General features: G+C 67.9%; 18 protein-coding genes and 3 pseudogenes. 8 read left to right on the plus strand and 13 right to left on the minus strand.

Annotation, left to right across the window (positions count from 1 at the left end; translation table 11 throughout):
- From ACQEVZ_RS39435 to ACQEVZ_RS39445, 3 genes and pseudogenes are all read right to left on the minus strand, one after another.
- Positions 1–297, minus strand: a pseudogene (locus ACQEVZ_RS39435) (integrase core domain-containing protein); the annotation flags it as partial.
- A gap of 10 nt (positions 298–307) precedes the next feature.
- On the minus strand, positions 308–1726 hold the full coding sequence (locus ACQEVZ_RS39440) for an IS30 family transposase (protein ID WP_433377241.1): 1419 nt from the start codon (positions 1724–1726) through the stop codon (positions 308–310).
- A 59-nt stretch (positions 1727–1785) separates the two neighbouring features.
- A pseudogene (locus tag ACQEVZ_RS39445) lies at positions 1786–2696 on the minus strand (IS3 family transposase); the annotation flags it as partial.
- A gap of 1269 nt (positions 2697–3965) precedes the next feature.
- Here ACQEVZ_RS39445 and ACQEVZ_RS39450 point away from each other — a divergent pair.
- Positions 3966–4802 carry a reverse transcriptase domain-containing protein gene (locus ACQEVZ_RS39450; RefSeq protein WP_433376172.1) on the plus strand — a complete coding sequence of 279 codons (837 nt, stop codon included), beginning with the start codon at positions 3966–3968 and terminating at the stop codon, positions 4800–4802.
- 16 nt (positions 4803–4818) lie between these two features.
- Here the strand turns inward: ACQEVZ_RS39450 and ACQEVZ_RS39455 are convergent, their stop codons facing one another.
- From ACQEVZ_RS39455 to ACQEVZ_RS39485, 7 genes are all read right to left on the minus strand, one after another.
- On the minus strand, positions 4819–5847 hold the full coding sequence (locus ACQEVZ_RS39455) for a tyrosine-type recombinase/integrase (RefSeq protein WP_433377250.1): 1029 nt from the start codon (positions 5845–5847) through the stop codon (positions 4819–4821).
- A complete protein-coding gene (locus tag ACQEVZ_RS39460) occupies positions 5828–6898 on the minus strand; it encodes an IS110 family transposase (RefSeq protein ID WP_433376175.1) in 1071 nt (356 codons plus the stop codon). The genes ACQEVZ_RS39455 and ACQEVZ_RS39460 overlap by 20 nt, the downstream gene beginning before the upstream one ends.
- A 227-nt stretch (positions 6899–7125) precedes the next feature.
- Positions 7126–8106: a tyrosine-type recombinase/integrase gene (locus ACQEVZ_RS39465; protein WP_433376097.1), complete on the minus strand. Its 981-nt coding sequence runs from the start codon at positions 8104–8106 to the stop codon at positions 7126–7128.
- Complete coding sequence (locus ACQEVZ_RS39470) at positions 8103–9332, minus strand: site-specific integrase (protein WP_433376094.1); 1230 nt, start codon at positions 9330–9332, stop codon at positions 8103–8105. The genes ACQEVZ_RS39465 and ACQEVZ_RS39470 overlap by 4 nt, the downstream gene beginning before the upstream one ends.
- Positions 9333–9767: 435 nt before the next feature.
- Complete coding sequence (locus ACQEVZ_RS39475; RefSeq protein WP_433376178.1) at positions 9768–10757, minus strand: tyrosine-type recombinase/integrase; 990 nt, start codon at positions 10755–10757, stop codon at positions 9768–9770.
- Positions 10754–11695 (minus strand): tyrosine-type recombinase/integrase, encoded by a 942-nt coding sequence (locus ACQEVZ_RS39480; protein ID WP_433376181.1) that lies wholly within the window; start codon positions 11693–11695, stop codon positions 10754–10756. Before ACQEVZ_RS39480 ends, ACQEVZ_RS39475 begins: the two co-directional genes overlap by 4 nt.
- Positions 11692–12558, minus strand: a complete 867-nt coding sequence (locus ACQEVZ_RS39485; RefSeq protein WP_433376184.1) for a site-specific integrase — start codon at positions 12556–12558, stop codon at positions 11692–11694. The genes ACQEVZ_RS39480 and ACQEVZ_RS39485 overlap by 4 nt, the downstream gene beginning before the upstream one ends.
- A gap of 209 nt (positions 12559–12767) precedes the next feature.
- Between ACQEVZ_RS39485 and ACQEVZ_RS39490 the strand changes: the two genes are divergently transcribed.
- From ACQEVZ_RS39490 to ACQEVZ_RS39510, 5 genes and pseudogenes are all read left to right on the plus strand, one after another.
- Positions 12768–13346 carry a group II intron maturase-specific domain-containing protein gene (locus ACQEVZ_RS39490; RefSeq protein ID WP_433376187.1) on the plus strand — a complete coding sequence of 193 codons (579 nt, stop codon included), beginning with the start codon at positions 12768–12770 and terminating at the stop codon, positions 13344–13346.
- A gap of 82 nt (positions 13347–13428) precedes the next feature.
- Positions 13429–14304: an IS5 family transposase gene (locus ACQEVZ_RS39495; protein ID WP_433377253.1), complete on the plus strand. Its 876-nt coding sequence runs from the start codon at positions 13429–13431 to the stop codon at positions 14302–14304.
- A 232-nt stretch (positions 14305–14536) separates the two neighbouring features.
- Positions 14537–14782: pseudogene (locus tag ACQEVZ_RS39500) on the plus strand (transposase); the annotation flags it as partial.
- Between the two features lie 548 nt (positions 14783–15330).
- Positions 15331–16011: a transposase gene (locus ACQEVZ_RS39505; protein ID WP_433377256.1), complete on the plus strand. Its 681-nt coding sequence runs from the start codon at positions 15331–15333 to the stop codon at positions 16009–16011.
- Between the two features lie 268 nt (positions 16012–16279).
- Positions 16280–17719: an IS701 family transposase gene (locus ACQEVZ_RS39510; RefSeq protein ID WP_433376190.1), complete on the plus strand. Its 1440-nt coding sequence runs from the start codon at positions 16280–16282 to the stop codon at positions 17717–17719.
- Between the two features lie 21 nt (positions 17720–17740).
- On the opposite strand, the gene ACQEVZ_RS39515 is transcribed toward ACQEVZ_RS39510, so the two are convergent.
- Complete coding sequence (locus ACQEVZ_RS39515) at positions 17741–18832, minus strand: IS630 family transposase (RefSeq protein WP_433376193.1); 1092 nt, start codon at positions 18830–18832, stop codon at positions 17741–17743.
- Positions 18833–18964: 132 nt separating this feature from the next.
- Between ACQEVZ_RS39515 and ACQEVZ_RS39520 the strand changes: the two genes are divergently transcribed.
- Positions 18965–20572 (plus strand): IS1182 family transposase, encoded by a 1608-nt coding sequence (locus ACQEVZ_RS39520; RefSeq protein WP_433376196.1) that lies wholly within the window; start codon positions 18965–18967, stop codon positions 20570–20572.
- Between the two features lie 197 nt (positions 20573–20769).
- Here ACQEVZ_RS39520 and ACQEVZ_RS39525 read toward each other — a convergent pair whose 3' ends face one another.
- Entirely contained in the window at positions 20770–22194 is a 1425-nt protein-coding gene (locus tag ACQEVZ_RS39525) for an IS701 family transposase (protein WP_433376199.1), read from the minus strand.
- Positions 22195–22423: 229 nt separating this feature from the next.
- Positions 22424–23833 carry an IS1380 family transposase gene (locus ACQEVZ_RS39530; RefSeq protein WP_433376202.1) on the minus strand — a complete coding sequence of 470 codons (1410 nt, stop codon included), beginning with the start codon at positions 23831–23833 and terminating at the stop codon, positions 22424–22426.
- A gap of 741 nt (positions 23834–24574) precedes the next feature.
- On the opposite strand from ACQEVZ_RS39530, the gene ACQEVZ_RS39535 reads away from it, so the two are divergent.
- Positions 24575–25630 (plus strand): reverse transcriptase domain-containing protein, encoded by a 1056-nt coding sequence (locus ACQEVZ_RS39535; protein WP_433376205.1) that lies wholly within the window; start codon positions 24575–24577, stop codon positions 25628–25630.
- Positions 25631–25866 lie beyond the last annotated feature (236 nt).

The raw sequence follows: 25866 nt of genomic DNA on the forward strand, positions 1-25866 counted from the left end.
TTATGCGGCTTGGGTCAGCGTAGCCGGTGCCGGTTGGGTGCTGTTCTCGTACTTGATCGGGGATTGTTGTCCGAGCCGGGAGTGGCGGCGGACGGTGTTGTAGCGGTGCAGCCAGCGGAACGCGGTGAGCCGGGCCTCGCGCTCGTCGGTGAAGGCGCGGCGGCCTTGCAGGGTTTCGCGTTTGAAGGTCGCGTTGAACGACTCGGCGAGGGCGTTGTCGGCGCTGCTGCCGACCTTGCTCATAGATTGGCGGACTCCGGCAGCAGCGCAGGCAGCAGCGAAGCCTTTCGATGTGTATTGACCGGTTTCAACCAGTCGTTGCAACACCACTGTCCTGAGTGGACGATAACAGGTCGTTGAGGGCTTCGCCGGGAGTCCTCCACCCGAGTGCCTTGCGTGGCCGGCTGTTCAATGTTGCCGCCACCGCCTCGAGTTCGCCGGTGTTCCAGCGGGCCAGGTCCATACCTTTGGGAAAGTACTGCCGCAGCAGCCCGTTGGTGTTCTCGTTCGTGCCGCGCTGCCACGGACTGTGCGGGTCGGCGAAGTAGACCTGCACGCCGGTGTCGATCGTCAGCTTCGCGTGCTGGGCGAGTTCCTTGCCGCGATCCCAAGTGAGCGTGCGACGCAACTGCTCGGGCAGGGCGGTGATCGTCGCGGCGATCGCTTCCCGGACGGCTTCAGCGCCGTGCCCGGCCAGGGCCGGGCCGTTCTTCGACCGCGCTTCGACGCCCCAACCGTCCATGCGGGGCAGGTGCAGCAGCATGGTGAAGCGGGTGGTCCGTTCCACGAGGGTGCCGATCGCGGACCTGTCCAGCCCGATGATCAGGTCACCTTCCCAGTGCCCCGGCACGGCCCGGTCCTCGACCTCGGCCGGACGCTGACTGATCATCGCTTCAGGGGTGACCATACCGTCGCGGCGTAGCCGGGCCCGGGCGCGCGGCACCCGCAACGCGCGGCCGGTGCGCAGACACGCGACCAGTTCACGCTTCAGCGCGCCCCGGCCCTGGATGAACAGCGATTGGTAGATCGCCTCATGCGAGATGCGCATGGACTCATCATCCGGGAAGTCCAGCTTCAACCGGTTGCTGATCTGTTCCGGGCTCCAGGCTGTGGCCCAACGACGGTCTTCCCGGCGGGGCTTGTTACGTCCCTTCCAGGCCCGAGCCGTCGGCCCGGCCACGAGCTCGCCACCGGCCCGGCGCACCGCCCCGGACAGTCGGTCCTGCACGTACTCGCGCAGCCGCGGATTGGACACCAGCTTGGCGGTCTTCGGGCGCTTGGCCGCCTGCTGCGCCTTCCACTGCGCCACCACGGCCCGATACTCCTGCCTGCCGGCCCGGGTCGCCGCGTTGCGCCGCAACTCACGCGAGATCGTCCCCGCATCGCGCCCGATCCTGCGGCCGATCTCCCGCACACCCGTGCCCTGCGCCCGCAGCAGCGCGATCTCCTCGCGCTCGGCGAAGGACAGATAGCGGCCCGAAGGCTCGTCCAGGCTGATCGGCGGCATACCGCCAGCGTGACGAAACCACCGCGCCCCAACCGGCCACGACACGCCAACGGCAAGCGCCGCCTCGACCGTCGTAACCCCCGTCGCGATCAGCCGCCAGAACTGCCGCTGCACCGCGCGCGAAGGCTCAGGCCGACCCGGCGACCGCATCGGCGCCCGCAGCGCCCGGTCCGCCGCCCACTGCCTCCGCGCCCCCTCCGGCACCTGCTCCAACTTCATGTTCCGGCCCATGCACACCTCCGTGATCAAAGGTGTTGCGACGACCGGTTGAAACCGCCTTGGGCGCCGTGATCGGAGTGGAAGATCGCCCCGTCGAGGTCTCCGCGGGTGCGCTGCGCCGCTGCGAGGGCGTCGATGACCAGGTCGGTGCGCATGTGGTCGGCGATCGCCCAGCCGGTCAGCCGGCGGGAGTGCAGGTCGATCACGGTGGCCAGGTAGAGGAAGCCACGCTCGCCGACGGGCAGATACGTGATGTCACCGACGTAGCGCTGGTTGACCGCCGCAGCGGTGAAGTCGCGCCGGATCAGATCTGGGGCCTTCACCGCGGCCGGGTCCGCGATGGTGGTCTGCACCCGCCGGCGCAGCCGCAGGCCCCGGATGCGGTAGCGGCGCATGACCCGGGCGACCTTCTTGTGGTTGACCAGCACGCCGGCATCGTGCAGCTCGGCGGTGACCCTTGGCGCGCCGTAGGTGCCGTCGTGCGCGGCCCGCACCGCCCGGATCCGCACCGCCAGGGCCGCGTCCGCGGCGTCACGAGCGGCCCGATCCGCAGCCGTGGCCTTCCAGTAGTAGAAGCTCGAGCGGGCAACCCCGACGAGCCGGCACAACCGCTTCACGCCGTAGCGCTGCTGGTGGTCGGCGACGAACTGGAAGCGGTTCACCAGCGCGTCTCCCCGGCGAAATACCGGGCCGCCTTCCGCAGGATGTCGCGCTCTTCCTCCAGCTCACGGACCCGCCGCCGCAACGCGGCGTTCTCCTGCTCGACTGTGCCGGCGCTCTGCGGCCTCGCCGACGCCGCCGGACGGTCAGCGCCGCCGCGCCGCTGGTCATCGAGCCGAACCCAGCTACGCAGCGTCTCGCGGTTGACGCCCAGGTCATCGGCGATCTGCGCGATCGTCGCGCCCGGCCGGGATCGGTACAACGCCACCGCGTCAGCCTTGAACTCGACCGGATAGTGCTTGTTCACCATGGTGTTCCAGGACTCCTGATCTCCCCGGACCTCAAGGCCCGTGGTTCAAGTGTCCAAGATCAGGGGGTAACTCCCCACCATGCCATGCCAAAAAGGCAACGTTTGGCAGACCTGGAAGGTCCAGGAACCGGTCGGCAGAAGTTACGACGGACGTTGCAGCGCCGGGGCGATTCCCACACGCCCGCGCACACCTCCACACGTGCCGACACGTTCCGGGTTCAGGTGTGTTCCGGCAGGGTCAGATTCGTGCTCATCACGGTGATAAATGCGCTGCAGGTGCGGTGGGGTCCTCGTGGTGTGCCGGTACTCGACCGACACGGGGATTCAAGGACAGCGCCGATCACAGTGCTGCGACGCCGTCGTCGCAACCGTCGCAGACGGGTGCGACGGGCGGGAGCGGGCTACGCCATGGTCAGCACAGTGGCCAGCACCGTCAGGACCGTGGTCGGCAGCGGTGGAGCCGCTGGCGCGCGTGGTGGCGCGTCTGGCTGTGCTGGCTGGTCCCGCCTAGGGCGCGTTTCATAAGTGGGTGCCTGCGCGGGGTGAAGTCACGGCGTGGCGGTGATCGATAATTGAAGAGGTCTCCGGTAGATGGTTCAGCGACCAAGCAGAACTGCATACCGGAGACCTCGTGGCCACCTTATCGGTGACGAGGCGGCACGACCTGACCGACGCGCAGTTTGCGCCGTGAGGCGCTGTTGATTCGAGCGGAGGTGGAAGACCTTCGTCGCTGACCCTGTCGCAGCGGGGCGGTGGAGCTGGGGGCAGCCTGGTCCGGGTGGTGCCGGGAAAGGGTGGGAGCGGCCCTGACAACGTCGGGACGTGCCAGTACTGCCAGATGGTGCGGGTTCGGCAAGCGTGGCGGAGAGGAGTACGAGAGGAACCGGCGTTGTTACGTCCTAACTCGGTCACCGACTCAAATCTGGTGGATATGGGTCGGGTGCGGTGCGCACCGTCGTCTGTTGGCGGCGGGAACTCCTGGGGCGTGTTATTGCGCTCGTCCTGGAGGCCATGAGGAAGGTCTGCGGCGTACTCATGGCGATGCCGCTGGGACACAGTCGGGCTCCTACTCCGTCGAGCGAATCACAGTGAACACGGGAACCGCCTGTCTTCGGTTCCCGGTGGGCGAGCGACCAGCTCGCACACCGGGATAGGCACACCGACTGCCGAACGGGACGGGTGGGGCGGAGCCGTCGTAGTACTCCGAGCCGGGGAGAGCCCGGTGCATGGGGAAGGACGGCAGCGGTTTTGCGAGGGGCGGAGGCTGTAATGCCGAAAGATGCACCGGTGAATACCGGGGCCGCGCCGGAACCGGCCTCGATGGGGCCGCGTCGGCGGGTATCGGAGATGCAGGCCAAGCTTCACCGTTGGGCGGTGGCCGATCCGGGCCGCCGGTTCGGCGACTTGTTCAACCTCGTGCACGACCCGGCGACGCTGATCGTGGCGTTCGACCGGGTCGCCGGCAATCAGGGGGCACGAACTGCCGGCGTGGACGGCCTTTCGGTCGCCGACATCGAGGAGCGGATCGGTGTTCCTGGGTTCCTGGACGACCTGCGTGGCCAGCTCAAAGCGGGCACGTTCCGGCCACTGCCGGTGCGGGAGAAGAGGATTCCCAAGCCGGGCGGATCCGGGAAGGTTCGGCGGCTGGGTATTCCCGTCGTCGCCGATCGGGTTGTCCAGGCCGCGTTGAAGCTGGTGCTGGAGCCGTTGTTCGAGGCCGACTTCAAGCCGGTCTCCTACGGGTTCCGGCCCAACCGGCGGGCTCAGGATGCCGTTGCTGAGATCCATTTCTTCGGGACCCGCGGTTACCGCTGGGTCCTGGACGCGGACATCCAAGCGTGCTTCGACGAGATCGAGCACGCCGCGTTGATGGACCGCGTCCGGGAGCGGATCAAGGACAAACGGGTTCTGGCGCTGGTGAAGGCGTTTCTGAGGGCCGGTGTCCTCACTGAGCTCGGCGAGCTCCAGGACAGTCACACCGGGACACCTCAGGGGTCGTTATGTTCAGCTGAACATAATGACCCTTATGAACAGTGCTGGGTTATGCGCAGCGTCGGCCTGTCGGTCCTGGTCAGGGCGGAGCTGGGGGTCGAGCGCTGCGCATAACGCGTGGGTGTTCGGGTCAGAGGTTGGTGAGCCAGTCGAGCAGTCCGGGGTCTTGGTTCCATTCGGACAGGTCGTCGGAGGTTGTGTCGGTGTAGGCGGCTTCGAGGGCTTTGCGTTTCGCTTCGGTCGAGGCGCGGGCGTAGATCTCGGTGGTGGACAGGTCGATGTGTCCGAGGATGTCGCGGATGTAGGGCAGGGGGACGCCTGCTTCGTAGAGGTGCATGGCCTTGCTGTGGCGCAGGGTGTGCGGGCTGACGTCGGCGCCGGCGAGTTGCGGGTTGTCTGTCCTGGCCAGGTATTTGCTGATGACCCAGGCGATGCCGCCACGGCTGAGCTTGCTGCGGTGCTGGTTGAAGAACACCGGGTGGTCGTCGTGGCCGGGTCGGTCCAGGCGATGTTCGGCCAGGTAGGCGGCCAGGATCGCTGTCGTGTTGCCTATCAGGGGGACGTGGCGTGTCTTGCGGCCTTTCCCGGTCAGGGCGGCCATGGCGGGGGGTTCGAGACGGATGTCGCGGACGGTGAGGTCGGCGATTTCCTGGACCCTGGCGGCGGTGTCGTAGAGCGTGGCGAGCAGGGTCGCGTCGCGTCGGCCGCGGTGGGTGGACCGGTCGGGTTGAGCGAGCAGCAGACGGGTCTGCCCGACGGTCAGGTGGTTGACGCCCGGGCGGGCCTGCTTCTTGGTGGGGATGGCGAGGATGTCTTGGTAGCAGGCCATCCGGGCTGGGTCCTCGGTTTGCATCCAGGTGCAGAACGAGCTGATCGCGGCCAGTCGCTGGTTACGCGTCGACGCGCTGTTGTGCCGGCTGGCCTCGAGCCATTCAAGGAACCCGGTGATAGCGGCGGCATCGACGTGATCGAGGGTGAGCTTGGCTGCGGGGATTGACCTTTCGTCGCGCAAGTAGGCGATCAGGAGTTTGAACGTGTCGCGGTAGGACGCGACCGTGTTGGGTGAGCAGCCGCGCATCCCGGCCAGGTGCGTGGTGAGGAAGCGGCGCAGGAAGACCGCGAAGATGCTCCTATGGATGTCAAGAGGTGGGTTGAAGATCGTTTGAGATGATGAGTTGGTAAAGCTCCCGGGCGATGTAGCGTTTGAGGCAGCGGATGATCTCTTTCTTGGACCGGCCGTCTCTGGTGCGGCGTTGCACGTATTCGCGGGTGCGGGGGTCCCAGCGCAGACGGCAGAGCACGACGCGGTAGAGGGCGGCGTTGGCTTGCCGGTCGCCGCCGCGGTTGAGCCGGTGCCGGGTGGTTTTGCCGGACGAGGCAGGGATCGGGGCGACACCGCAGAGCATGGCGAACCCGGCCTCGCTGGTGAGCCGGGCGTGATTCTCTCCGGCGGTGACCAGCAGCTGGCCGGCGACGTCGGCGCCGACACCGTTCGCGGCGAGCAGACCGGGGTTGATCGTCGCGACCAGGGGCGTGAGGACTTCGTCCAGGTCGGTGATCTCGGTGGACAGCTGCTGGTGGCGGCGGGCCAGGGATCGCAGCGCGATCGCGACTGCGGTCGTTGGCGAGGCGGCGTCGGCCCGGTCCGGCTGCAGGCCTGCGCAGGTGACGATCAGCTGTTTGACGGTGAGGCCGCGTAGTTGGGCGCGGAGTTCGTCGGGGGCGGTGACGATCAGGGTCTTGATCTGGCGTTGGGTGTCGGCGCGCTGCTGGACAGCGCTGCGGCGGGCGACTCGCAGGTTGCGGAGGGCTTCGACCTGGCCGTCGCGGTGTTTGGGGGTGCCGGTCCGGTCGCCGGCCAGGGCTGCCTTGGCTGCGGCGATGGCGTCGATCGGGTCAGACTTGCCCTGGAACCGGCGGGTCTTGCGGTTGGGTCGGTCGACCTCGATCACCTCGACCTGTTCGGCGCGGAGACGGCGGGTCAGGCCGGTGCCGTAGGCGCCGGTGCCCTCGACGCCGACCCGGCCCAGCCGGCCGAACCCGCGCATCCACGCCGACAGGGCCGTGTATCCGGCCGTCGTGGCGGGGAACTGTTCGGTGCCCAGGACTCGGCCGACCAGATCGATCACTGCGGCGGTGTGGGTGTCCAGGTGGGTGTCGACGCCGCCGGCAATGTCGAACGCGGCGGCATCGGGTGTAATGGAGGGCATCGTCGTCCTGTCGCTCGTGATGGTGGGCAGGGCGGCACGCACCAGCCGGGCAACGCGGACAAGACAGAGATGGGGCCTCTAGCCAGGCTCCTATGAAGTCACAACGCCACGTCCACTGCGTGCACGAGCACCTCCCGACCGAGGGTCGACAAATCCCGTTAAGGACCCGAAGTCAGTCAGTAGCTGGGTCAGACCCCGGCGGGAGGTGCTCACACACATCATCTCTGTCAGTAGCCATGGCACGGCCCTGTGGTGAGGGGCGGGACGACGTCGCCGGTGGCCTGCTGGACTCGGGCGGTGACGTCCGGGTAGGACTCGGCGGTCAGCCTGAGGTAGTAGGCGGTGTCGGCGATCGAGGAATGGCCCAGGTAGGTTTGCAGGACCGGCAGCAACGCGCCGACGTCCTGGCCGTGGGCGAACCAGGAACGCAGGTTGTTGACCGCGAAGGTATGGCGGAGATCGTGGACGCGGGGGCCGTGGCCTCGACCACCATGAGAGATGCGGGCCTGCCACAGAAATCGGCGGAAGTTCTTGTCGATGTTCCCGAGTGTCAGCGGCTTTCCGGCCGTGCCGGGGAAGAACCAGTCTGCGCCCGAGCGGCCGGCGACGTGGGCGTGGTAGTCGGCGAGCCTCACGCGCAGCGGCGCACTGACGGGCACCTGCCGGTCTTTGCCGCCCTTCGCGTCGCGGATCTGCAGCACGCCGGTGGTGATGTCAACGTCGTCGACGCGCAGCAGGCGGGCTTCGGAGGCACGCAGCCCGCAGGCGTAGATCGTGCGGAACAGCACTGGCATGACCAGATGCCGGAACGGGACCTGGGAACAGGAGTTGCAGCGGTCGGTCTGGGTGAACAGGGCCGCCAGTTCCTGATCGGTGTAGATGTGCGGGACGTAACGGCCGGGTCTGGGCAGCGCACCTTTGGGCAGGACGTAGGCCGGCACGCCCTGGCGGTGAAGCCACCGGGCCAACTCCCGCACCGGCGCGGCCAGGCCCTGCAGGGTCGCCGGCGTGACTGCGCGCCGCCGGGCGGCCGCGAGCCACGCCTCGACCGAAGCCTCGGTGGGCGCGGCCAGTCCGGGGAACTCGCTGCGGCAGAACGCGGCGAACCGGGCCAGCACCCGTTCTTCGGCTGCGTATTTGTAGCCGAGGGCGCGTTTCTGGGCGACCAGCGCCGTGATCGCGTCGGTCATGGTGATGTCGGCGCTCATCGTGACGCCTGCTGCACCGGCGCGTCCGGGTCCAGGGCGCACGTGGCTAGCAGACCCAGCGACGACTTCAAATACACGCCAGTCGACTGCACCGACCGGTGACCGAGGATGTCGGCGATCTGCTCGACCGGCGTGCCGTCCTCCATCAACCGAGTGGCCAGGGTGTGCCGCAGCGAGTGCATGCCGTGGCGGCGTTGCTCACTCACCGCAACGTGCGCCGCCCGGGCGTGCTTGACCAGGATCTGATGCAGATGGTCCTGCTCGGAGAACGGTCCGATCGGAGCGTGGTGCCGCAGGAACACCTGCGGGTAGTCGCAGACCGGCCGACCATGACGGATGTAGTCGATCACCGCCCAGCCGACCTCTTTGAGCAACGGCAACTGCACCCGGTGCCCGGTCTTGGCCTGCGCCACGCTCAACCGGTTGCCCGGCCAGTCGAAGTCGGCGAACTCCAGCCGTCTGACATCCACGCCGCGCAGCCCGAGCCTGGCGATCAGCACAATAATCGCGTAGTCCCGCTTCCCGCACGGATTGCCCCGGTCGATCGCGTCCAGGATCCTGGCCACGTCGCCGGGATCCCACACCGACGGGACCCTGACCCGCTTGCTGGACCGCACCGCCGGGACCGCTTCCAGGACAGCGGCGTCGACCAGGCCGCCGGCGCAGGCGAACCGGAGGAAGGACCGCACCGCGCACAGTTTCTGCTCGACAGTCTTGACCTGGTATCCCGCGAGGGTGGCGACGAACGCCTGGAGCGTCGCGGCGTCGCAACGAGCCAGCCCGCCATGGGTGCCGGCGAACGCGACGAACTCCCCGGCCACCGTCGCATACACCCGCACGGTCGATACGGCGCGGTCAGCGGAGCGCAGCCACGCCTGGAACCGCACGACCGCGTCGGCGCCCTCCCCGTCCAGCTTGGCCACGGACCGGGAGTAGCGGCGCAGCACCGCCCCGTGCAACGCGTAATCGCCCAGCATCTGCGCGACCCTGAACAGATAGATATCATTCGGTTTGAGCGCGCCCGCCCGCTCCTTGTCGAAGAAGCCACACGCCTCATCGACCCACGCCATCGCCACGTCCAGGAAGAACTCCTCGACGCCACGGGCAGCGAAGAACCTCTCCATCCGGCGCCAGCAGCCCCGATACCAGACCAACGTCGAGTCCTTGTAGCCCAGACGCCGCAACTCCGCGTCCAAACCCGACACCAGCGCAGACACAGCCGTCATCACAGCCGACCTCCGATCACGCGAGCCGGCACCATGCCGACCCTGATCAGATCCTCGGCGCGTTATGCGCAGCGCTCGACCCCCAGCTCCGCCCTGACCAGGACCGACAGGCCGACGCTGCGCATAACCCAGCACTGTTCATAAGGCGGCATCATCTCACCGCTTCTGGCCAACATCGCCCTGGCGGTGCTCGACGAGCATCTGCAACGGGGGTGGGAGCCGGGTGGGGTGATGTCGACCCAAGGACGCCGGAGACGACGACGTGACCGAGGGCTGCCGAACTGGCGGGTCGTCCGTTACGCGGATTTATGCCGAGCTCGGCATAAGTCCGCTTATGCCGAGGTCCGGGTTATGCCGATGTTGGTGTCGGATCGGCTGGTCAGGGCGGTGGGCGGCGTCCCGCCATCGGCATAACCCGGTGGGTGGTGGCGGTGGTTAGAGGTTGTCGAGGAACGCGAGCAGGGTGTCGGGTGGCCGGTATCGGCCGGGGCTGGTGCCGGGCTGCTGGACGCGGGCGAGGGCTTGTTCCTTGATGGTCATGTCGGCGTGAAGGTAGATCTGGGTGGTTTCGGTTCCTTCGTGTCCGAGCCAGAGGGCGATGACGGAGGTGTCAACTCCGGCCTTCAAGAGCGTCATGGCGGCGGAGTGCCTCAGCGTGTGCGGAGTGACCTGCTTCTCCTTGATCGACGCGCAGCTGTCTGCGGCGGTAGCGGCGTGCTTTGCGACGAGGCGTTCGACGGCGTCGCGGGATAGCCGTCCGCCGGACTGGGTGGGAAACAGCGGGCCGGCGGGGTCGGGGCTGAGCTCGGCGAGCCAGGTCCGCATCACTTTGACGGTCTGGGTGGTCAGCGGGGTGGCCCGGTCTTTGCGGCCCTTGCCATGGCAGCGGACGTGCGGCCCGGCGTCCAGGTGGATGTCGTGGCGTTTCAGACCGGTGAGCTCGGAGACCCGCAGGCCGGTCTGGACGTCGATCAGGAGCAGGGCCCGGTCGCGGCGGCCGTGCCAGGTCTCGCGGCTGGGGGCCGCGACCAGTGCGTCGATCTCCTCGGCGGTGAGGTAGCTGACGATGGCCCGTTCGCGTCGCCTCGGTGGGATCGCCAAGACCTGGCTGATGGTGGCGGCGTGCTCAGGCGCCTTCGGGGCCGCGTACTTGAACAGCGAGTGGATCGCGGCCAGGCGGGCGTTGCGGGTGGCGCTGCCGTTTCCCCGCTGTTCTTCCAGGTGGTGCAGGAACGCGCCCACCAGGGTGGCGTCCAGGTCGGCGAGGCTGAGCCGGCTGGGTGTCTTGCCGGTCTTGTCGCGGGCGAAGGCCAGCAGGAGGCGGCAGGTGTCCCGGTAGGCGGCGACGGTGTTCGGGCTGGCCTTCTTCTGTCGGGCCAGCCGGTCGGTGAAGAACCCCTGCAGGATAGGAGCGAGGTCGGTCACGACGTCACCTTCGCGTCCTGCCCGGTGGGCTCCAACCTGGTGGCGGCCAGGGCGAGCAGTTCCGGGACGGCCGAGAGGTACCAGTAAGTGGACTTCGGATCGATGTGCCCCAGCCAAGTGGACAGGACCGGGAGCCTGGCCTGGACGTCGCTGCCGTCGCGGTACCAGTCCAGCAACGTTGCGACGGTGAAAACGTGCCTCAGGTCATGCAACCGCGGGGGCCGCCGCCCAGCAGGAGCCTTGATCCCTGCTGCCGTGACCAGCTGCGCGAACGTCTTGGGGGTGTTGCGGCGGTCCAGTGGCCGGCCCTGACTGTTGACCAGGAACGTGCCCGCGGTCGGCCGAGGGAACGCCTCGTCCCGGGCCCGTTCATAGGCGCGCAGGGCAGCGGCCGCGGTCGGGTGCAGGAACACCATGCGGGACTTTCCGAACTTGGAGTCCTCGATCACGATCGTCTCCGCGTTCAGGTCGACGTCGCCGCGGCGCATGCGGCAGGCCTCGCCCTGCCGCACGCCGGTCACAGCCAGCAGGCCGATGAGCGTGCGCCAGGTCAGCCCTCGGAACGCGGGCCGCAGCGTCCTGGCCACGTCCATCAGAGCGGTGACCTCCTGCGGGGAGTAGAGGTAGGGCGGAACCCGCCACTGGCGGCGGTCCAGCACGTCCTCGGGCGGGACCTCAGTGGCAGGATCCAGCGGCTGCAGGTAGCGAGCGAAGATCCGCACCACGTCAAGACGGCGGGCCTGGTATGCCTCGTGGTCGCTGCCCCTGGCGGTCGAGGTCGCCCATTGCACCGCCAGGTCCATGGTTACCGTCGTGGCCCCATGGTCCTCGCAGAACCGGACGAAGCTCATCAGCCGCGGCCCCCAGCTCTCCAGCTTGAAGCCCAGCGCCCTGCGCATGACCAGGTACTCCTCGGCCCTGGCCCGCAGCGCGCTCACCGACCGGCTCCAGGCCACTGCCGGGCCAGCGGGCGCAGCGCGTTCTGGTCGACCTTGGCATAGATCGAGGTCGACAGCATGCTGCGGTGCCGCAGCACCTGTCCGACCTCGGGCAGCGATGCCCCCGCCCGCAGCATCTCGGTCGCCAGTGCGTGCCGGAACCGGTGCGTTCCCCGCCGCTGCAGGCCGGCCCGCCCGCATGCCCTGCCCATGACGGCCCGGACCGCCTCCGCCGTCAGTGGCCGGTAGGGCCGCCGGACCGTCACGAACACCGACCGCGACTCACACCTCGGCCGCCCGTGCTCCAGCCACGCGACAAGGGCCTCCCCAGCCGGGACCGGCAGCGGGAGCCGCTCGGTCCGGCTGCCCTTGCCGGTGACCGCAATCTCCCCGGCCCGCCAGTCGATGTCACCGACCTGCAGACCGGCGGCCTCGGCACCCCGCAGGCCGAGCCCGGCCAGCAGCGACAAGACCGCGTAATCGCGCGAGCCGACCGGCGTGTCCCGGTCACAGCTGGCCAGTAGCCGCTCGATCTCCACTGCCTTCAGGCCTCGGGGCAGCGAGGCCATCTGCCACGACGCGATCGCCGGAACCGCCCCCGCCAGAGCAACTGATATCCGCCCAGTCGCGTGGGCGAACCGCAAGAACGCCCGCAGCGACGTCACCATCGCTTTCGCCGTCCACGTGTTGCGACCCGGCGTCCAGTCCACCATGAACGCAGTCACCTTCCCCGCGTCCAGTTCACCGACCGCCGCGGCCCCGCCGATCCCAGCCAGGAACGCCTTCGACTGCTTGGAGTAACAGCGCACCGTCACCGGCGACAAGCCCCGCTCCCGGTCCAGCCAGCCTCGGAACTCAGCCAACAGCACAACGTCGGGCTGCCCGCAGCCCGAACCCGCATCCGTTCCCATGATCATCTCCTACCTGGAGGAACACCGATCACTCCAGACAGGCACACCACCCGCAAACACCACAGGATTATGCCGATGGCGGGACGCCGCCCACCGCCCTGACCAGCCGATCCGACACCAACATCGGCATAACCCGGACCTCGGCATAAGCGGATGACTTCGTGGTTCTGGTCCACGGGACCGAGCAGGACACCGAGGTGTTGCGCGAGGAGGTCGCTCAAGTGCTGCGGCCGATCGGTCTTCGGCTGTCACCGGCCAAGACCAGAGTCGTGCATATGAGTGAGGGTTTCGACTTCTTGGGGTTTCACATCCAGTGGCGCCGCAAGCGAGGAACGAGCAAATGGCACGTCTACACCTTCGTCGCCCAGCGGCCTCTGCGGTCGCTGAAGACGAAGATTCGTGCCTTGACCCATAAGACGTCGCAACAGGATCTGGGCTATGTGCTGACCAGTCTGAACATGGTCCTGCACGGCTGGGCCAACTACTTCCGGCACGCCGTCGCGAAGAACACCTTCGGCATGTTGGACAACTTCACCTGGTGGAGGCTGATCCGTATGCTGCGCGAGCGGCATCACTGGACGTGGTCGGACGTCCGCCGCCGGTTCGTCACCGCCTCTGGGCAGTGGCGGCCGATCACAGCGGGCGAGATCGAACTGCGGAAGATCAGCGCGATCCCGGTGACCCGGTATCGCTACCGCAGCACAGCGATCCCCAACCCCTGGAACCTGCAACAAGCCTGACGGCAAAGACCGTGGAGAGCCCGTTGCGTCGAGAGGCGCACGGCGGGTTCGGCGAGAGGTCCGGGGAAACGGACCGGGAGCAATCCCGACACCGCGCCCCGGGCCTACTCAGCGGGCGGCGCTTGAGCCGCTGCTACCTGCCGCGCCGGTGCGGGGTCGTCCGCCGAAGTGGACAAGACGGCAGCTCATCGACGGGATCCGGTGGCGGATCCGGGTCGGGTCGCCGTGGCGGGACGTCCCGGCCGAGTACGCACCCTGGCAGACCGTGTACGGGCTGTTCCGCCGCTGGCAGCGTGACGGCACCTGGGCCGCGGTCCTGTCCGCGGCGCAGAGTGTCGCGGACGCGGACGGCCGCATCGTCTGGGACGTCAGCATCGACTCCACGACCAGCCGCGCCCATCAGCATGCCGCCGGCGCCCGCCACGACGGGCACCTGCAGAAGGAACCACCCGGCGGCGTCCACGACGAACCCGCCGACCACGCGCTCGGCCGCTCCCGCGGCGGCCTGACCACCAAGACCCATCTGGCCTGCGAGCAAGGCCAGAAGGTCCTGGCCTTTACCGTCACCGCCGGTCAGCGCGGCGACAGCCCGCAGTTCATCCCCGTCCTGGGCAACATCCGGGTCGCCCGGCCCGGAGGCGGACGTCCCCGGACCCGCCCGGACCTGGTCCTGGCGGACAAGGCCTACACCTCCAAAGGCAACCGGCAGCACCTGCGTTCCCGCGGGATCAAGGCCTGCATCCCCAGCAAGAGCGACCAGGACGCCCACCGCAAAGCCAAAGGATCAAAGGGCGGTAGACCGCCAGCGTTCGACCCGATCGTCTACCGGCAACGCCACGCCGTCGAATGCGGCATCAACCGCCTCAAACGACACCACGGCGTCGCCACCCGGTACGACAAACTCGCCGTCCGCTACCAGGCAGTCCTCACCATCACCATCATCACCGAATGGCTCTGACCGGGTTTATGAAACGCGCCCTAGGTGACTGGTGTTAAACGATGGTCTGGCCCTGCGGGTCAGACCATCGTTTTGTATCTATTTCAGGTAGTATGTCGTGATGGCGTTGGGAAGGGCTTCGCAGCAGTTGGATCTGCTGGATGCGGTGTCCCGGTTCTGCGGGGAGACGTTGCCGACGAACTCGATCTTCGCTTTTCTGCACGAACATCGTGACGCGCTGTTTCCGGACGGGATGTTCGCCGATCTGTTCGCGCCGGTCGGTCGCCGGTCGGTGCCACCGTCGGTGGTCGCGGCGGTGATGGTCCTGCAACGGCTGGAAGGCTTGTCGGATCGGGAGGCGGTGGACCGGTTCACGTTCGACGCCCGCTGGCGGTATGCCGCCGGGGTCGGTGGCTGGGACGGTGCAGGCCGGGTCGGGTTCGCGCACACCGTCCTGGTCGACATGCGGGAACGGCTGCGCCGTTCGAGCCGCCCGGACCGGATCTTCGAGGTGGCCCTCGCCGCGGCCCGCAACGCCGGGCTGATCGGGCGGCGCAGAGTCCTTGATTCCACGCCGTTGTATGACGCGGTCGCCACGATGGACACGATCACACTGATCCGTTCCGCGATCCGCGGTCTGCTCAGCGTCGCCGGCCCCGAGTTGGTCCAGCCGTTACGGGCCGTCCTGGCCAGGCTGGGCAGCGGTGACGACTACACCAGTTCCGGCAAACCGCTGATCGACTGGGACGACAAACCCGCCCGGGAAGTCCTGATCGACTCCCGCGCCCGGGACGGCCACGCGCTCCTGGCCGCGCTGGACGGCCGCGACGACCTTCCCGAGCCGGTCACCCAGGCGATGCGGCTGCTCGCCACGGTGCTGGGCCAGGACCTGGAAACCGGGCCGGACGGCACACTGCGGATCGCGCGGAAGGTCGCCGCGGACCGGGTCATCTCCACCGTCGATCCCGAGGCCCGGCACGGACACAAGACCAACCACCGCGGCTTCGACGGCTACAAGGCCACGTCGCTGTCGACCCCGACAGCGAAATCGTCACCGCAACCGCGGTCACCGCCGGCAACACCGGCGACGTCGACCCCGTCGCCGACCTCATCACCGACCTCACCGACCCCGCCGACGGACCTGATGACGGCACCGCCGCGGTCTATGGCGATGCCGCCTACGGCGCCGGAGAGATCCTCGACCGGCTCGACCGCGCCGGGATCGACGCCAAGACCAAGGTCCAGCCACCCGTCGCACCCGCCGGGAAGTTCACCAAGGACCGCTTCGACATCGACCTCGACGAACAGCGGGTCACCTGCCCCAACGGGACCGTCAGAACGATCCGGAAGGTCAAGGACCACCCCCGGCACGCCGGCAAGGCCGACTTCGGCGCTGCCTGCGCCACCTGCCCACTCCGCGGGCAGTGCACCGACTCCAAGACCGGCCGCAGCATCACCATCGGCCACCACGAGACCCGCCTCACCGCCGCCCGCACCCGCCAACAAGACCCCGCCTGGAAGGCCGACTACCGCGCCACCAGACCCAAAGTCGAACGCAAAATCGCGCACCTCATGCGCCGCCGCCACGGCGGACGACGCGCCCGCATGCGCGGACGCATCCGCATCGCCGCCGACTTCAACCTCCTCGCCGCCGCAGTCAACCTCGCCAGACTCGCCACCCTCGGCCTCACCCACACCACCCGAGGCAGGACCCTCACCACCGCCTGACCACAACACAGCAGACCCACCACCCACGCCACAGCAGTCCAAGGCGCCACAAACCCCACAACCCCAACCCAGCAACAAACTTCCACACCCACACCTGCCACCGGCCCCTCAACACCCCACACCCCCAACCAAACAAACGATGGTCTGGCCCGCAGGGCCAGACCATCGTTTAACACCAGTCACCTAGCGGTAGTTTGTTGCCTGCGGCTTCTGGGCAGTAATAGCCGTGAAGTGTTCGGACTTTTGTAGGTTTGCTGAGGTGTGAGCGATGACTGTGCGTCGTCGGTGTTCACCGGCGCCGGGTTCGTTGGAGGGCTACGCTGCCCGCTTCGATGATCTGTTCGGCAGGCTGGCCCAGCGTCGGGGGTTTCGTGAGTACCTGACCGGGCTGCTCGCGCCGCGTGACCGGAACAAGACGTTGACCTGTCTGGCCGGGGCTGAGCCGGTCATCGGGGCTCAGCATCCGGCGGTACAACGGCTGCAGTTCTTCCTGTCGGAGTCCACCTGGGACCATGAGCAGGTCAACGCCCGGCGGGTGGAGTTGCTGCTGGCTGATCCCGCCACCGCGCCGCATGCCGGTGGGGTGCTGGTCGTCGACGATTCCGGTGACCGCAAGGACGGTACCGCCACCGCGCATGTGGGCAACCAGTGGCTGGGCCGCTATGGCAAGACCGACCGCGGGATCGTCACCGTGACCACCCTGTGGGCCGACGAGCGGCTGTACTACCCGCTGCATGCGGTGCCCTACACCCCCGCGCACCACTTCCCGAAAGGCAAGCACGACCCAGACTTCCGCACCAAGCTGCAGATCGCTGCCGACCTGGCCGTGCAAGCCCGTCAGTCGGGCGTGGTCTTCCGCGCGGTGGCCGCCGACTGTGCCTACGGCGACCAGGACGGCTTCCGGGCCGACCTCCGCGCGGCGGGACTGCCATTCGTCATGGCCCTCAAACCGCACCGGGGGACATGGGCCTACGCAGACCAGGCGTACACCCCCGTCGACGCTGCCCGCGACCTGGCCTGGAACAGTCCCGAAGAGCCGGGCGACTGGACGCCGGCGCCCCGGACGTTCCGCGACGGGCATACCCAGACGTGGTGGGCCGCCGAGGCGCGGCTGGGCTGGTGGGGGCCGGACGGGACGACCCGGCTGGTCGTGGCCACCGCCGACCCGGCCACCCTGCCGGAGAAGGCCACCTGGTATCTGGCCACCGATCTGCCTCGACTCGGCGGCCCCCGGGCTGTCGACAGCCCTCATCCACCCGCGGACCTGGCGGAGATCGTGTGGATCTATGGGATCCGGCACTGGATCGAGCAGGGCTACAAGCAGGTCAAGGACGAACTCGGGTGGGCCGATTTCCAAGCCCGTTCCGACACCGCCATCCGTCGCCATCAGACCCTGGTCAACTGCGCGTTTTGCTTCTGCTGGGATGCCTGGTTAGCAGATCGAGCACCGTCACAGCCAGCAGCACCACCCCCTGATCCCGGTGCTCGAGAGAGGGGGACCCGCACCCGGCAGGCCGTCGGCAGCCCTGTGCTGGCCCCGAACCATCCGGGAGGTCCGCGGCTGGCTCGTTCCCTGGATCATGTTGCGGCGCTGTTGGCGGGCGTGGTCGAACAGGCCCCCACCCGCCGAGCTCCAGGCACTCCTCGACGCCGTCGCAAGTGGACAACCCCTGTACCTGTACCACCTGAGCTAACAAACTACCGCTAGTGTCGCGTGATTCTGGTGTCGTTACTTCGCGTTGTTCTCGACGAGTTGTTTGACGCTGGCCTGGACCCAGCGGACCTTGGCGAGGATCTCGTCGGCGGTGGCGGTCCAGGTGAATGGCTTGGCTTCGGCGTTCCAGTGCGCGACGTAGTCGCGGATGCGGACGATGAGGGCGTTGACCGAGGTGAACGTGCCGCGGCGGATGGACTGGCGGGTGATGAGTCCGAACCAGATCTCGATCATGTTCAGCCAGCTGCTGCCGGTCGGGGTGTAGTGGAACGTGACGTTCGGGTGTGCGGCCAGCCAGGCCCGGACCTCGGGGGTGCCGTGGGTGGACAGGTTGTCCAGCACCACGTGGATCTCTTTGCCGGCATGGGGTTTCACGGCTTTGCGCAGGAAGGCCAGGAACCGGGCGCCGTCGCGGACGGGCTGGCAGTCGGCGGTGACCTGCCCGGTGGCGACGTCCAGGGCGGCGAACAGGTTGGTGATGCCGTGCCGTCGGTAGTCGTGGGTGCGTTGCTCGGTCACCCCGAAGTCCAGCGGCAGCAACGGCTGGGTCCGGTCCAGAGCTTGGACTTGGGTCTTTTCGTCGATCGACAGGACGACCGCGCCGCCGGGCGGGTCGAGGTAGAGCCCGACGATGTCGGCGACCTTCTCGGCGAAGCGGGGGTCCCTCGACAGCTTGAAGGTGCCCTGCCGGTGCGGCTGCAGCTTGTTGTCCCGCCACAGTTTCGCGACGTAGTGCCAGGACACCGACACGCCCTCGGCCCGTTTGAGGTATGCGGCCAGTTGCCGGGACGACCAGTGCGACAACCCGGTCTCCACCGGCGGTGTGGCACGGGTCAGCGCCAGGACCCGGGCCCTCACCGCGGCCGGGACCTGCTCCCGCGGCGCGGCGTGGGAGCCGTCTTCCAGACCGGCCAGACCGTTGTCCGCGTACCGCTGTACCCAACGGTCCACAGTGGGCAGTGACACCCCGGCCAACCCGGCGACGTCCTTGCGGCGCCGGCCCTCCGCCATCCACAACACGATCCGCGCCCGGGTCGCCACCACCGCCGGCACGTCCCGGCTGTTGATCACCGCCCGCAACTCCGCGGTCTGGCCCTCGGTCAGCATCACACCAGGATCAACGACCGACCCGACATAACGCAACCAGCATCACGTGACACTAGGTGACTGGTGTTAAACGATGGTCTGGCCCTGCGGGTCAGACCATCGTTTTGTATCTATTTCAGGTAGTATGTCGTGATGGCGTTGGGAAGGGCTTCGCAGCAGTTGGATCTGCTGGATGCGGTGTCCCGGTTCTGCGGGGAGACGTTGCCGACGAACTCGATCTTCGCTTTTCTGCACGAACATCGTGACGCGCTGTTTCCGGACGGGATGTTCGCCGATCTGTTCGCGCCGGTCGGTCGCCGGTCGGTGCCACCGTCGGTGGTCGCGGCGGTGATGGTCCTGCAACGGCTGGAAGGCTTGTCGGATCGGGAGGCGGTGGACCGGTTCACGTTCGACGCCCGCTGGCGGTATGCCGCCGGGGTCGGTGGCTGGGACGGTGCAGGCCGGGTCGGGTTCGCGCACACCGTCCTGGTCGACATGCGGGAACGGCTGCGCCGTTCGAGCCGCCCGGACCGGATCTTCGAGGTGGCCCTCGCCGCGGCCCGCAACGCCGGGCTGATCGGGCGGCGCAGAGTCCTTGATTCCACGCCGTTGTATGACGCGGTCGCCACGATGGACACGATCACACTGATCCGTTCCGCGATCCGCGGTCTGCTCAGCGTCGCCGGCCCCGAGTTGGTCCAGCCGTTACGGGCCGTCCTGGCCAGGCTGGGCAGCGGTGACGACTACACCAGTTCCGGCAAACCGCTGATCGACTGGGACGACAAACCCGCCCGGGAAGTCCTGATCGACTCCCGCGCCCGGGACGGCCACGCGCTCCTGGCCGCGCTGGACGGCCGCGACGACCTTCCCGAGCCGGTCACCCAGGCGATGCGGCTGCTCGCCACGGTGCTGGGCCAGGACCTGGAAACCGGGCCGGACGGCACACTGCGGATCGCGCGGAAGGTCGCCGCGGACCGGGTCATCTCCACCGTCGATCCCGAGGCCCGGCACGGACACAAGACCAACCACCGCGGCTTCGACGGCTACAAAGGCCACGTCGCTGTCGACCCCGACAGCGAAATCGTCACCGCAACCGCGGTCACCGCCGGCAACACCGGCGACGTCGACCCCGTCGCCGACCTCATCACCGACCTCACCGACCCCGCCGACGGACCTGATGACGGCACCGCCGCGGTCTATGGCGATGCCGCCTACGGCGCCGGAGAGATCCTCGACCGGCTCGACCGCGCCGGGATCGACGCCAAGACCAAGGTCCAGCCACCCGTCGCACCCGCCGGGAAGTTCACCAAGGACCGCTTCGACATCGACCTCGACGAACAGCGGGTCACCTGCCCCAACGGGACCGTCAGAACGATCCGGAAGGTCAAGGACCACCCCCGGCACGCCGGCAAGGCCGACTTCGGCGCTGCCTGCGCCACCTGCCCACTCCGCGGGCAGTGCACCGACTCCAAGACCGGCCGCAGCATCACCATCGGCCACCACGAGACCCGCCTCACCGCCGCCCGCACCCGCCAACAAGACCCCGCCTGGAAGGCCGACTACCGCGCCACCAGACCCAAAGTCGAACGCAAAATCGCGCACCTCATGCGCCGCCGCCACGGCGGACGACGCGCCCGCATGCGCGGACGCATCCGCATCGCCGCCGACTTCAACCTCCTCGCCGCCGCAGTCAACCTCGCCAGACTCGCCACCCTCGGCCTCACCCACACCACCCGAGGCAGGACCCTCACCACCGCCTGACCACAACACAGCAGACCCACCACCCACGCCACAGCAGTCCAAGGCGCCACAAACCCCACAACCCCAACCCAGCAACAAACTTCCACACCCACACCTGCCACCGGCCCCTCAACACCCCACACCCCCAACCAAACAAACGATGGTCTGGCCCGCAGGGCCAGACCATCGTTTAACACCAGTCACCTAGCGGTAGTTTGTTAGCTCAGGTGGTACAGGTACAGGGGTTGTCCACTTGCGACGGCGTCGAGGAGTGCCTGGAGCTCGGCGGGTGGGGGCCTGTTCGACCACGCCCGCCAACAGCGCCGCAACATGATCCAGGGAACGAGCCAGCCGCGGACCTCCCGGATGGTTCGGGGCCAGCACAGGGCTGCCGACGGCCTGCCGGGTGCGGGTCCCCTCTCTCGAGCACCGGGATCAGGGGGTGGTGCTGCTGGCTGTGACGGTGCTCGATCTGCTAACCAGGCATCCCAGCAGAAGCAAAACGCGCAGTTGACCAGGGTCTGATGGCGACGGATGGCGGTGTCGGAACGGGCTTGGAAATCGGCCCACCCGAGTTCGTCCTTGACCTGCTTGTAGCCCTGCTCGATCCAGTGCCGGATCCCATAGATCCACACGATCTCCGCCAGGTCCGCGGGTGGATGAGGGCTGTCGACAGCCCGGGGGCCGCCGAGTCGAGGCAGATCGGTGGCCAGATACCAGGTGGCCTTCTCCGGCAGGGTGGCCGGGTCGGCGGTGGCCACGACCAGCCGGGTCGTCCCGTCCGGCCCCCACCAGCCCAGCCGCGCCTCGGCGGCCCACCACGTCTGGGTATGCCCGTCGCGGAACGTCCGGGGCGCCGGCGTCCAGTCGCCCGGCTCTTCGGGACTGTTCCAGGCCAGGTCGCGGGCAGCGTCGACGGGGGTGTACGCCTGGTCTGCGTAGGCCCATGTCCCCCGGTGCGGTTTGAGGGCCATGACGAATGGCAGTCCCGCCGCGCGGAGGTCGGCCCGGAAGCCGTCCTGGTCGCCGTAGGCACAGTCGGCGGCCACCGCGCGGAAGACCACGCCCGACTGACGGGCTTGCACGGCCAGGTCGGCAGCGATCTGCAGCTTGGTGCGGAAGTCTGGGTCGTGCTTGCCTTTCGGGAAGTGGTGCGCGGGGGTGTAGGGCACCGCATGCAGCGGGTAGTACAGCCGCTCGTCGGCCCACAGGGTGGTCACGGTGACGATCCCGCGGTCGGTCTTGCCATAGCGGCCCAGCCACTGGTTGCCCACATGCGCGGTGGCGGTACCGTCCTTGCGGTCACCGGAATCGTCGACGACCAGCACCCCACCGGCATGCGGCGCGGTGGCGGGATCAGCCAGCAGCAACTCCACCCGCCGGGCGTTGACCTGCTCATGGTCCCAGGTGGACTCCGACAGGAAGAACTGCAGCCGTTGTACCGCCGGATGCTGAGCCCCGATGACCGGCTCAGCCCCGGCCAGACAGGTCAACGTCTTGTTCCGGTCACGCGGCGCGAGCAGCCCGGTCAGGTACTCACGAAACCCCCGACGCTGGGCCAGCCTGCCGAACAGATCATCGAAGCGGGCAGCGTAGCCCTCCAACGAACCCGGCGCCGGTGAACACCGACGACGCACAGTCATCGCTCACACCTCAGCAAACCTACAAAAGTCCGAACACTTCACGGCTATTACTGCCCAGAAGCCGCAGGCAACAAACTACCGCTAGCCCCGGTCTTTCGTTACCGCTGATCGTGGTGGCTGAGACGGTTTGTTGATCTTGGTTTGGGTCGGTGGGGTGTGCTGGCGTGCCGAGGTCCCGGCGCGTTGGCCGGTTTCCTCCGTGCGGTGTCGACGCGGTGGGGTGCGGGTGTCAGCCGGTGGGGCGTGGTAGCCCGTTGAGTCGGGTGAACGCGGTGACGAGATCTGTTGCCCAGGGCCAGGTTTCGGCGATTCGTAACCGGGTGCTGCGGGCTGTGCGGGTGATCCGTGCGGCGACGTGCAGGAGCCGGTAGCGCAGCTTCTTCGGTTCGGCGGTGGCGAGGGCCCCGTTGAGGAGGAGCATCTGGGTCCAGGCGAGCAGGTCGATCCCGGTCAGGGCGAGTTGCAGCCAGGCCTGGTTGATGGCGAAGACACGGGAGGGGAACCGGCCGAAGCCGGTGTCCTTGCCGCATCTGATGCGGTCTTCGACGCGGGCGTGGCCGCGGTGGCGGGCCTCGAGGTGCTGCACGGATCTGTTGCCGGGTGGGGTGTCGGTGGCGAATACCTGGTGGCGGAGGCCTTCGACGGTGTCGAACAGGGACAGTTGCGCGCCGGGGTGTGGTTCTTCGCGGCGGACGATGAACCGGGTGCCGGGTGGGTAGCTGTCGTCGGGGACGAGGCCGGTCAGTTCGCAGATGTCGGCGCCGTCGCGGGGTTCGCCGTCGCTGTCGAGGGCCGGGACCCATTGCAGGTGCTGTTTGGCGGTGAGGATGGCTTGGCGGATCGGTTCGGTGATCGCGACGCCGACGGAGAAGCGGGCGTCGACGCCGGTGGCGCGGAGGTCGCGGATGTGGGCGAGGAGCCCTTGGGTGCAGCCGGCGGAGTCCGACCGGATCAGGATCGGGGTGCCGTGCCGCATGTGGTCGGGGATCTGGGTGAGGGCGTCGTCCAGGACGGTGATGTGATCGGCGGTCGTGTTCGACCCGGCGCGGCCCTCACGTAACAGTCCGGACAGCGCTTCGCGGGTGTTGTCCAGGAAGCAGAACAGCGGGTGGTACCCGAAATTCTTCTTCCAGGTCGGGGTCGCGGCTTCTTTCTCGGAGTGGCAGATCACGATGGAGGCGTCCAGGTCGAGGACCAGACCTGGGACGGGTAGGCCGGCGGCGGTGGTCTGTGGCAGGCCGCCGTGTGTGTCGATCCGTTGCGCCCACGCGATCTCGCGTGCCTGGGCTCGCGCGGTGCCGAGCCGGCGCAGCACCGCACTGTCCATGCTGGACAGCAGGCGCCACGCGGTCGGATCGGACGCGACCGGCCCGAACAATGCCGCCTGGTCGCGGAGAACAGCCAGGTCCGAGATCGTTTCACCGCCGTCGGCGAGCATCACCGCCAGGTCGACCGCGATCCGGCCGGGGTCGTGGCCGCCTCGACGCTGCCGCAACCCGGCGAGCGCATCACTGCACGCGACGGTCAGACCGGTCACATCGGCGACGTCGGTGAGTAGGCGCGCACCGGCATGACCGACGACGCCACGACCGTCGGCGGACACCACAACCCTCGGACGCGTTCCGGTACGCTTCACCATGCAGGTGCCCTCCGGACGGATGGATAAGGACCCTCGACAAGTCCTATCTTCCCAGCCCAGGTGTGCCACGAACGTCGATGGAGGTCCTATGTGGACGGTTCCTCTGGAGGCGGTGCTGCGTGGAAGATGAGGGTATTGGCCCCTCGGAGTCGCTCTGTGGGGGGAGGCTTCAAGCCGCCACCTGCTGCGTTGGCTGAAGACCGTCGTGGTGAGCGAGGTGGAAAAGGCGCCGGTTGAGGCGTCAGGCGGGGATCGGGAAGGCGTTGCGTCACAGCCTGCGAAGTGTCGAAAGGGATCTTGGTCGACATCGAAACCGGGGCATCTGAACTGCTTCGGGATGAGTCTGGCGGTCACCCACTTACTGGCCAGGCGGTGTCCGGCATATAGGCGGCGCGAGCTCGATCTGCGGCTTTCGCGTGGAACGTGGGAAGGCGGAGCCGATACGGCCGTCCGGGGTTGACCGGGCGGCGAGAGGGAGCGTTCCGACCGGTAGCACGGGAGGAACTGAGTACCGATGCGGCAACGCCGGCGGACTGGCTCGTAGTAGCGGTGAAGCTCCTGCTTGACGCGGTGGGGGTGGAGCGAAGGGGCCAGGTCATCCGTGGTTCGGAGATTCGATCAACCAGGCCCGGTCCGGGCCGGGGAGGAATCGGGTGGCCGAGCAGCAGTCACCAGACAAGCCGTTCGAGATCTCGAGGATGGAGGTCTGGCGGGCGTGGGAGAAAGTCAGGGACAACAAGGGTGCCGCTGGGATCGATCGACAGTCGATCGAGGATTTTGAGCAGGATCTCCGGAACAACCTGTACAAGATCTGGAATCGGCTGTCGTCGGGGAGCTGCTTTCCCCCACCGGTCCGAGCGGTGGAGATCCCCAAGGTCGGGAGGCACCAGAACGCTGGGGGTGCCTTCGGTGGGGGACCGGGTGGCGCAGACCGTGGTCGCGGCGAGGCTGGAAGCCCGGATGGAGCAGATCTTCCACCGGGACTCCTACGGCTACCGTCCCGGCCGGTCGGCGCTGCAAGCAGTCGCGCGGACCAAGGAACGCTGCTGGCGGATGGGCTGGGTGGTGGACATGGACATCGCCAAGTTCTTCGACAGCGTCCCGTGGGACCTCATGGTCAAAGCCGTGGAGGCCAACACCGACCAGCCGTGGATCATTCTGTATGTGAAGCGGTGGCTGGCCGCGCCGATGGTCACCGCGGACGGGACCATGGTCCACCGGGAGCGGGGGACCCCACAGGGATCAGCAGCATCGCCCGCATTGGCGAACCTGTTCCTGCACTACGCGTTGGACTCGTGGCTGACGAAGACGTTCCCGGACGTCGAGTTCGCCCGTTACGTCGATGACGCGGTGGTGCACTGCCGTAGCGAGGCCCGCGCCATCCAGGTGCGGGACGCGATCGCGGAACGCCTGCGACAGGTGGGCCTGCGTCTGCATCCGGACAAGACCCGGATCGTCTACTGCCAGGACAGCAACCGGCGAGGCTCGTACGAGCACACATCGTTTACGTTCCTGGGCTTCACGTTCCGGCAACGGGAGGCGCGCAACAGGCGGGGACAGCACTTCAGTGGGTTCCTGCCCGCGCGCAGCGACGCGGCCCAGCGCAAGATGAACACGACGGTGCGATCGTGGAAGCTGCACCACAAGACGAACCTGACACTCGACGACCTCGCACGGTGGATCAACCCGATCGTGCGAGGTTGGATGCAGTACTACCCGGGTTCCGCAGTTGCGGAGGTGACTAAGCCCACGCCTCTGGGGTCTGAGCTGCAGAAACCCTTGGCTACCTGGTGGTAGGGCGTGTCACTAGGTCGGAGCATCTGCCCAGGTCAGGCCACCTACCGCGCGCTCGAACGCGTCGGTGCGGTCGTTAAGCCGAATTTCGATTCGTGGGCAGTTTGCCATACAGGACTGGGCGCGACGCGCCCACCCATCGACAATTGACGTTCAACGAGTCGATAGGAACCATGCCACTACACCTCCCGCCTGACGGGGCAGGGAGCACCGCCGAGGCCGTTGACCTGCGGAAACGT

Origin of the sequence: Dactylosporangium sp. CA-152071 (assembly GCF_050936335.1) — a bacterium.
GTDB classification, from domain to species: Bacteria; Actinomycetota; Actinomycetes; order Mycobacteriales; family Micromonosporaceae; genus Dactylosporangium; species Dactylosporangium maewongense.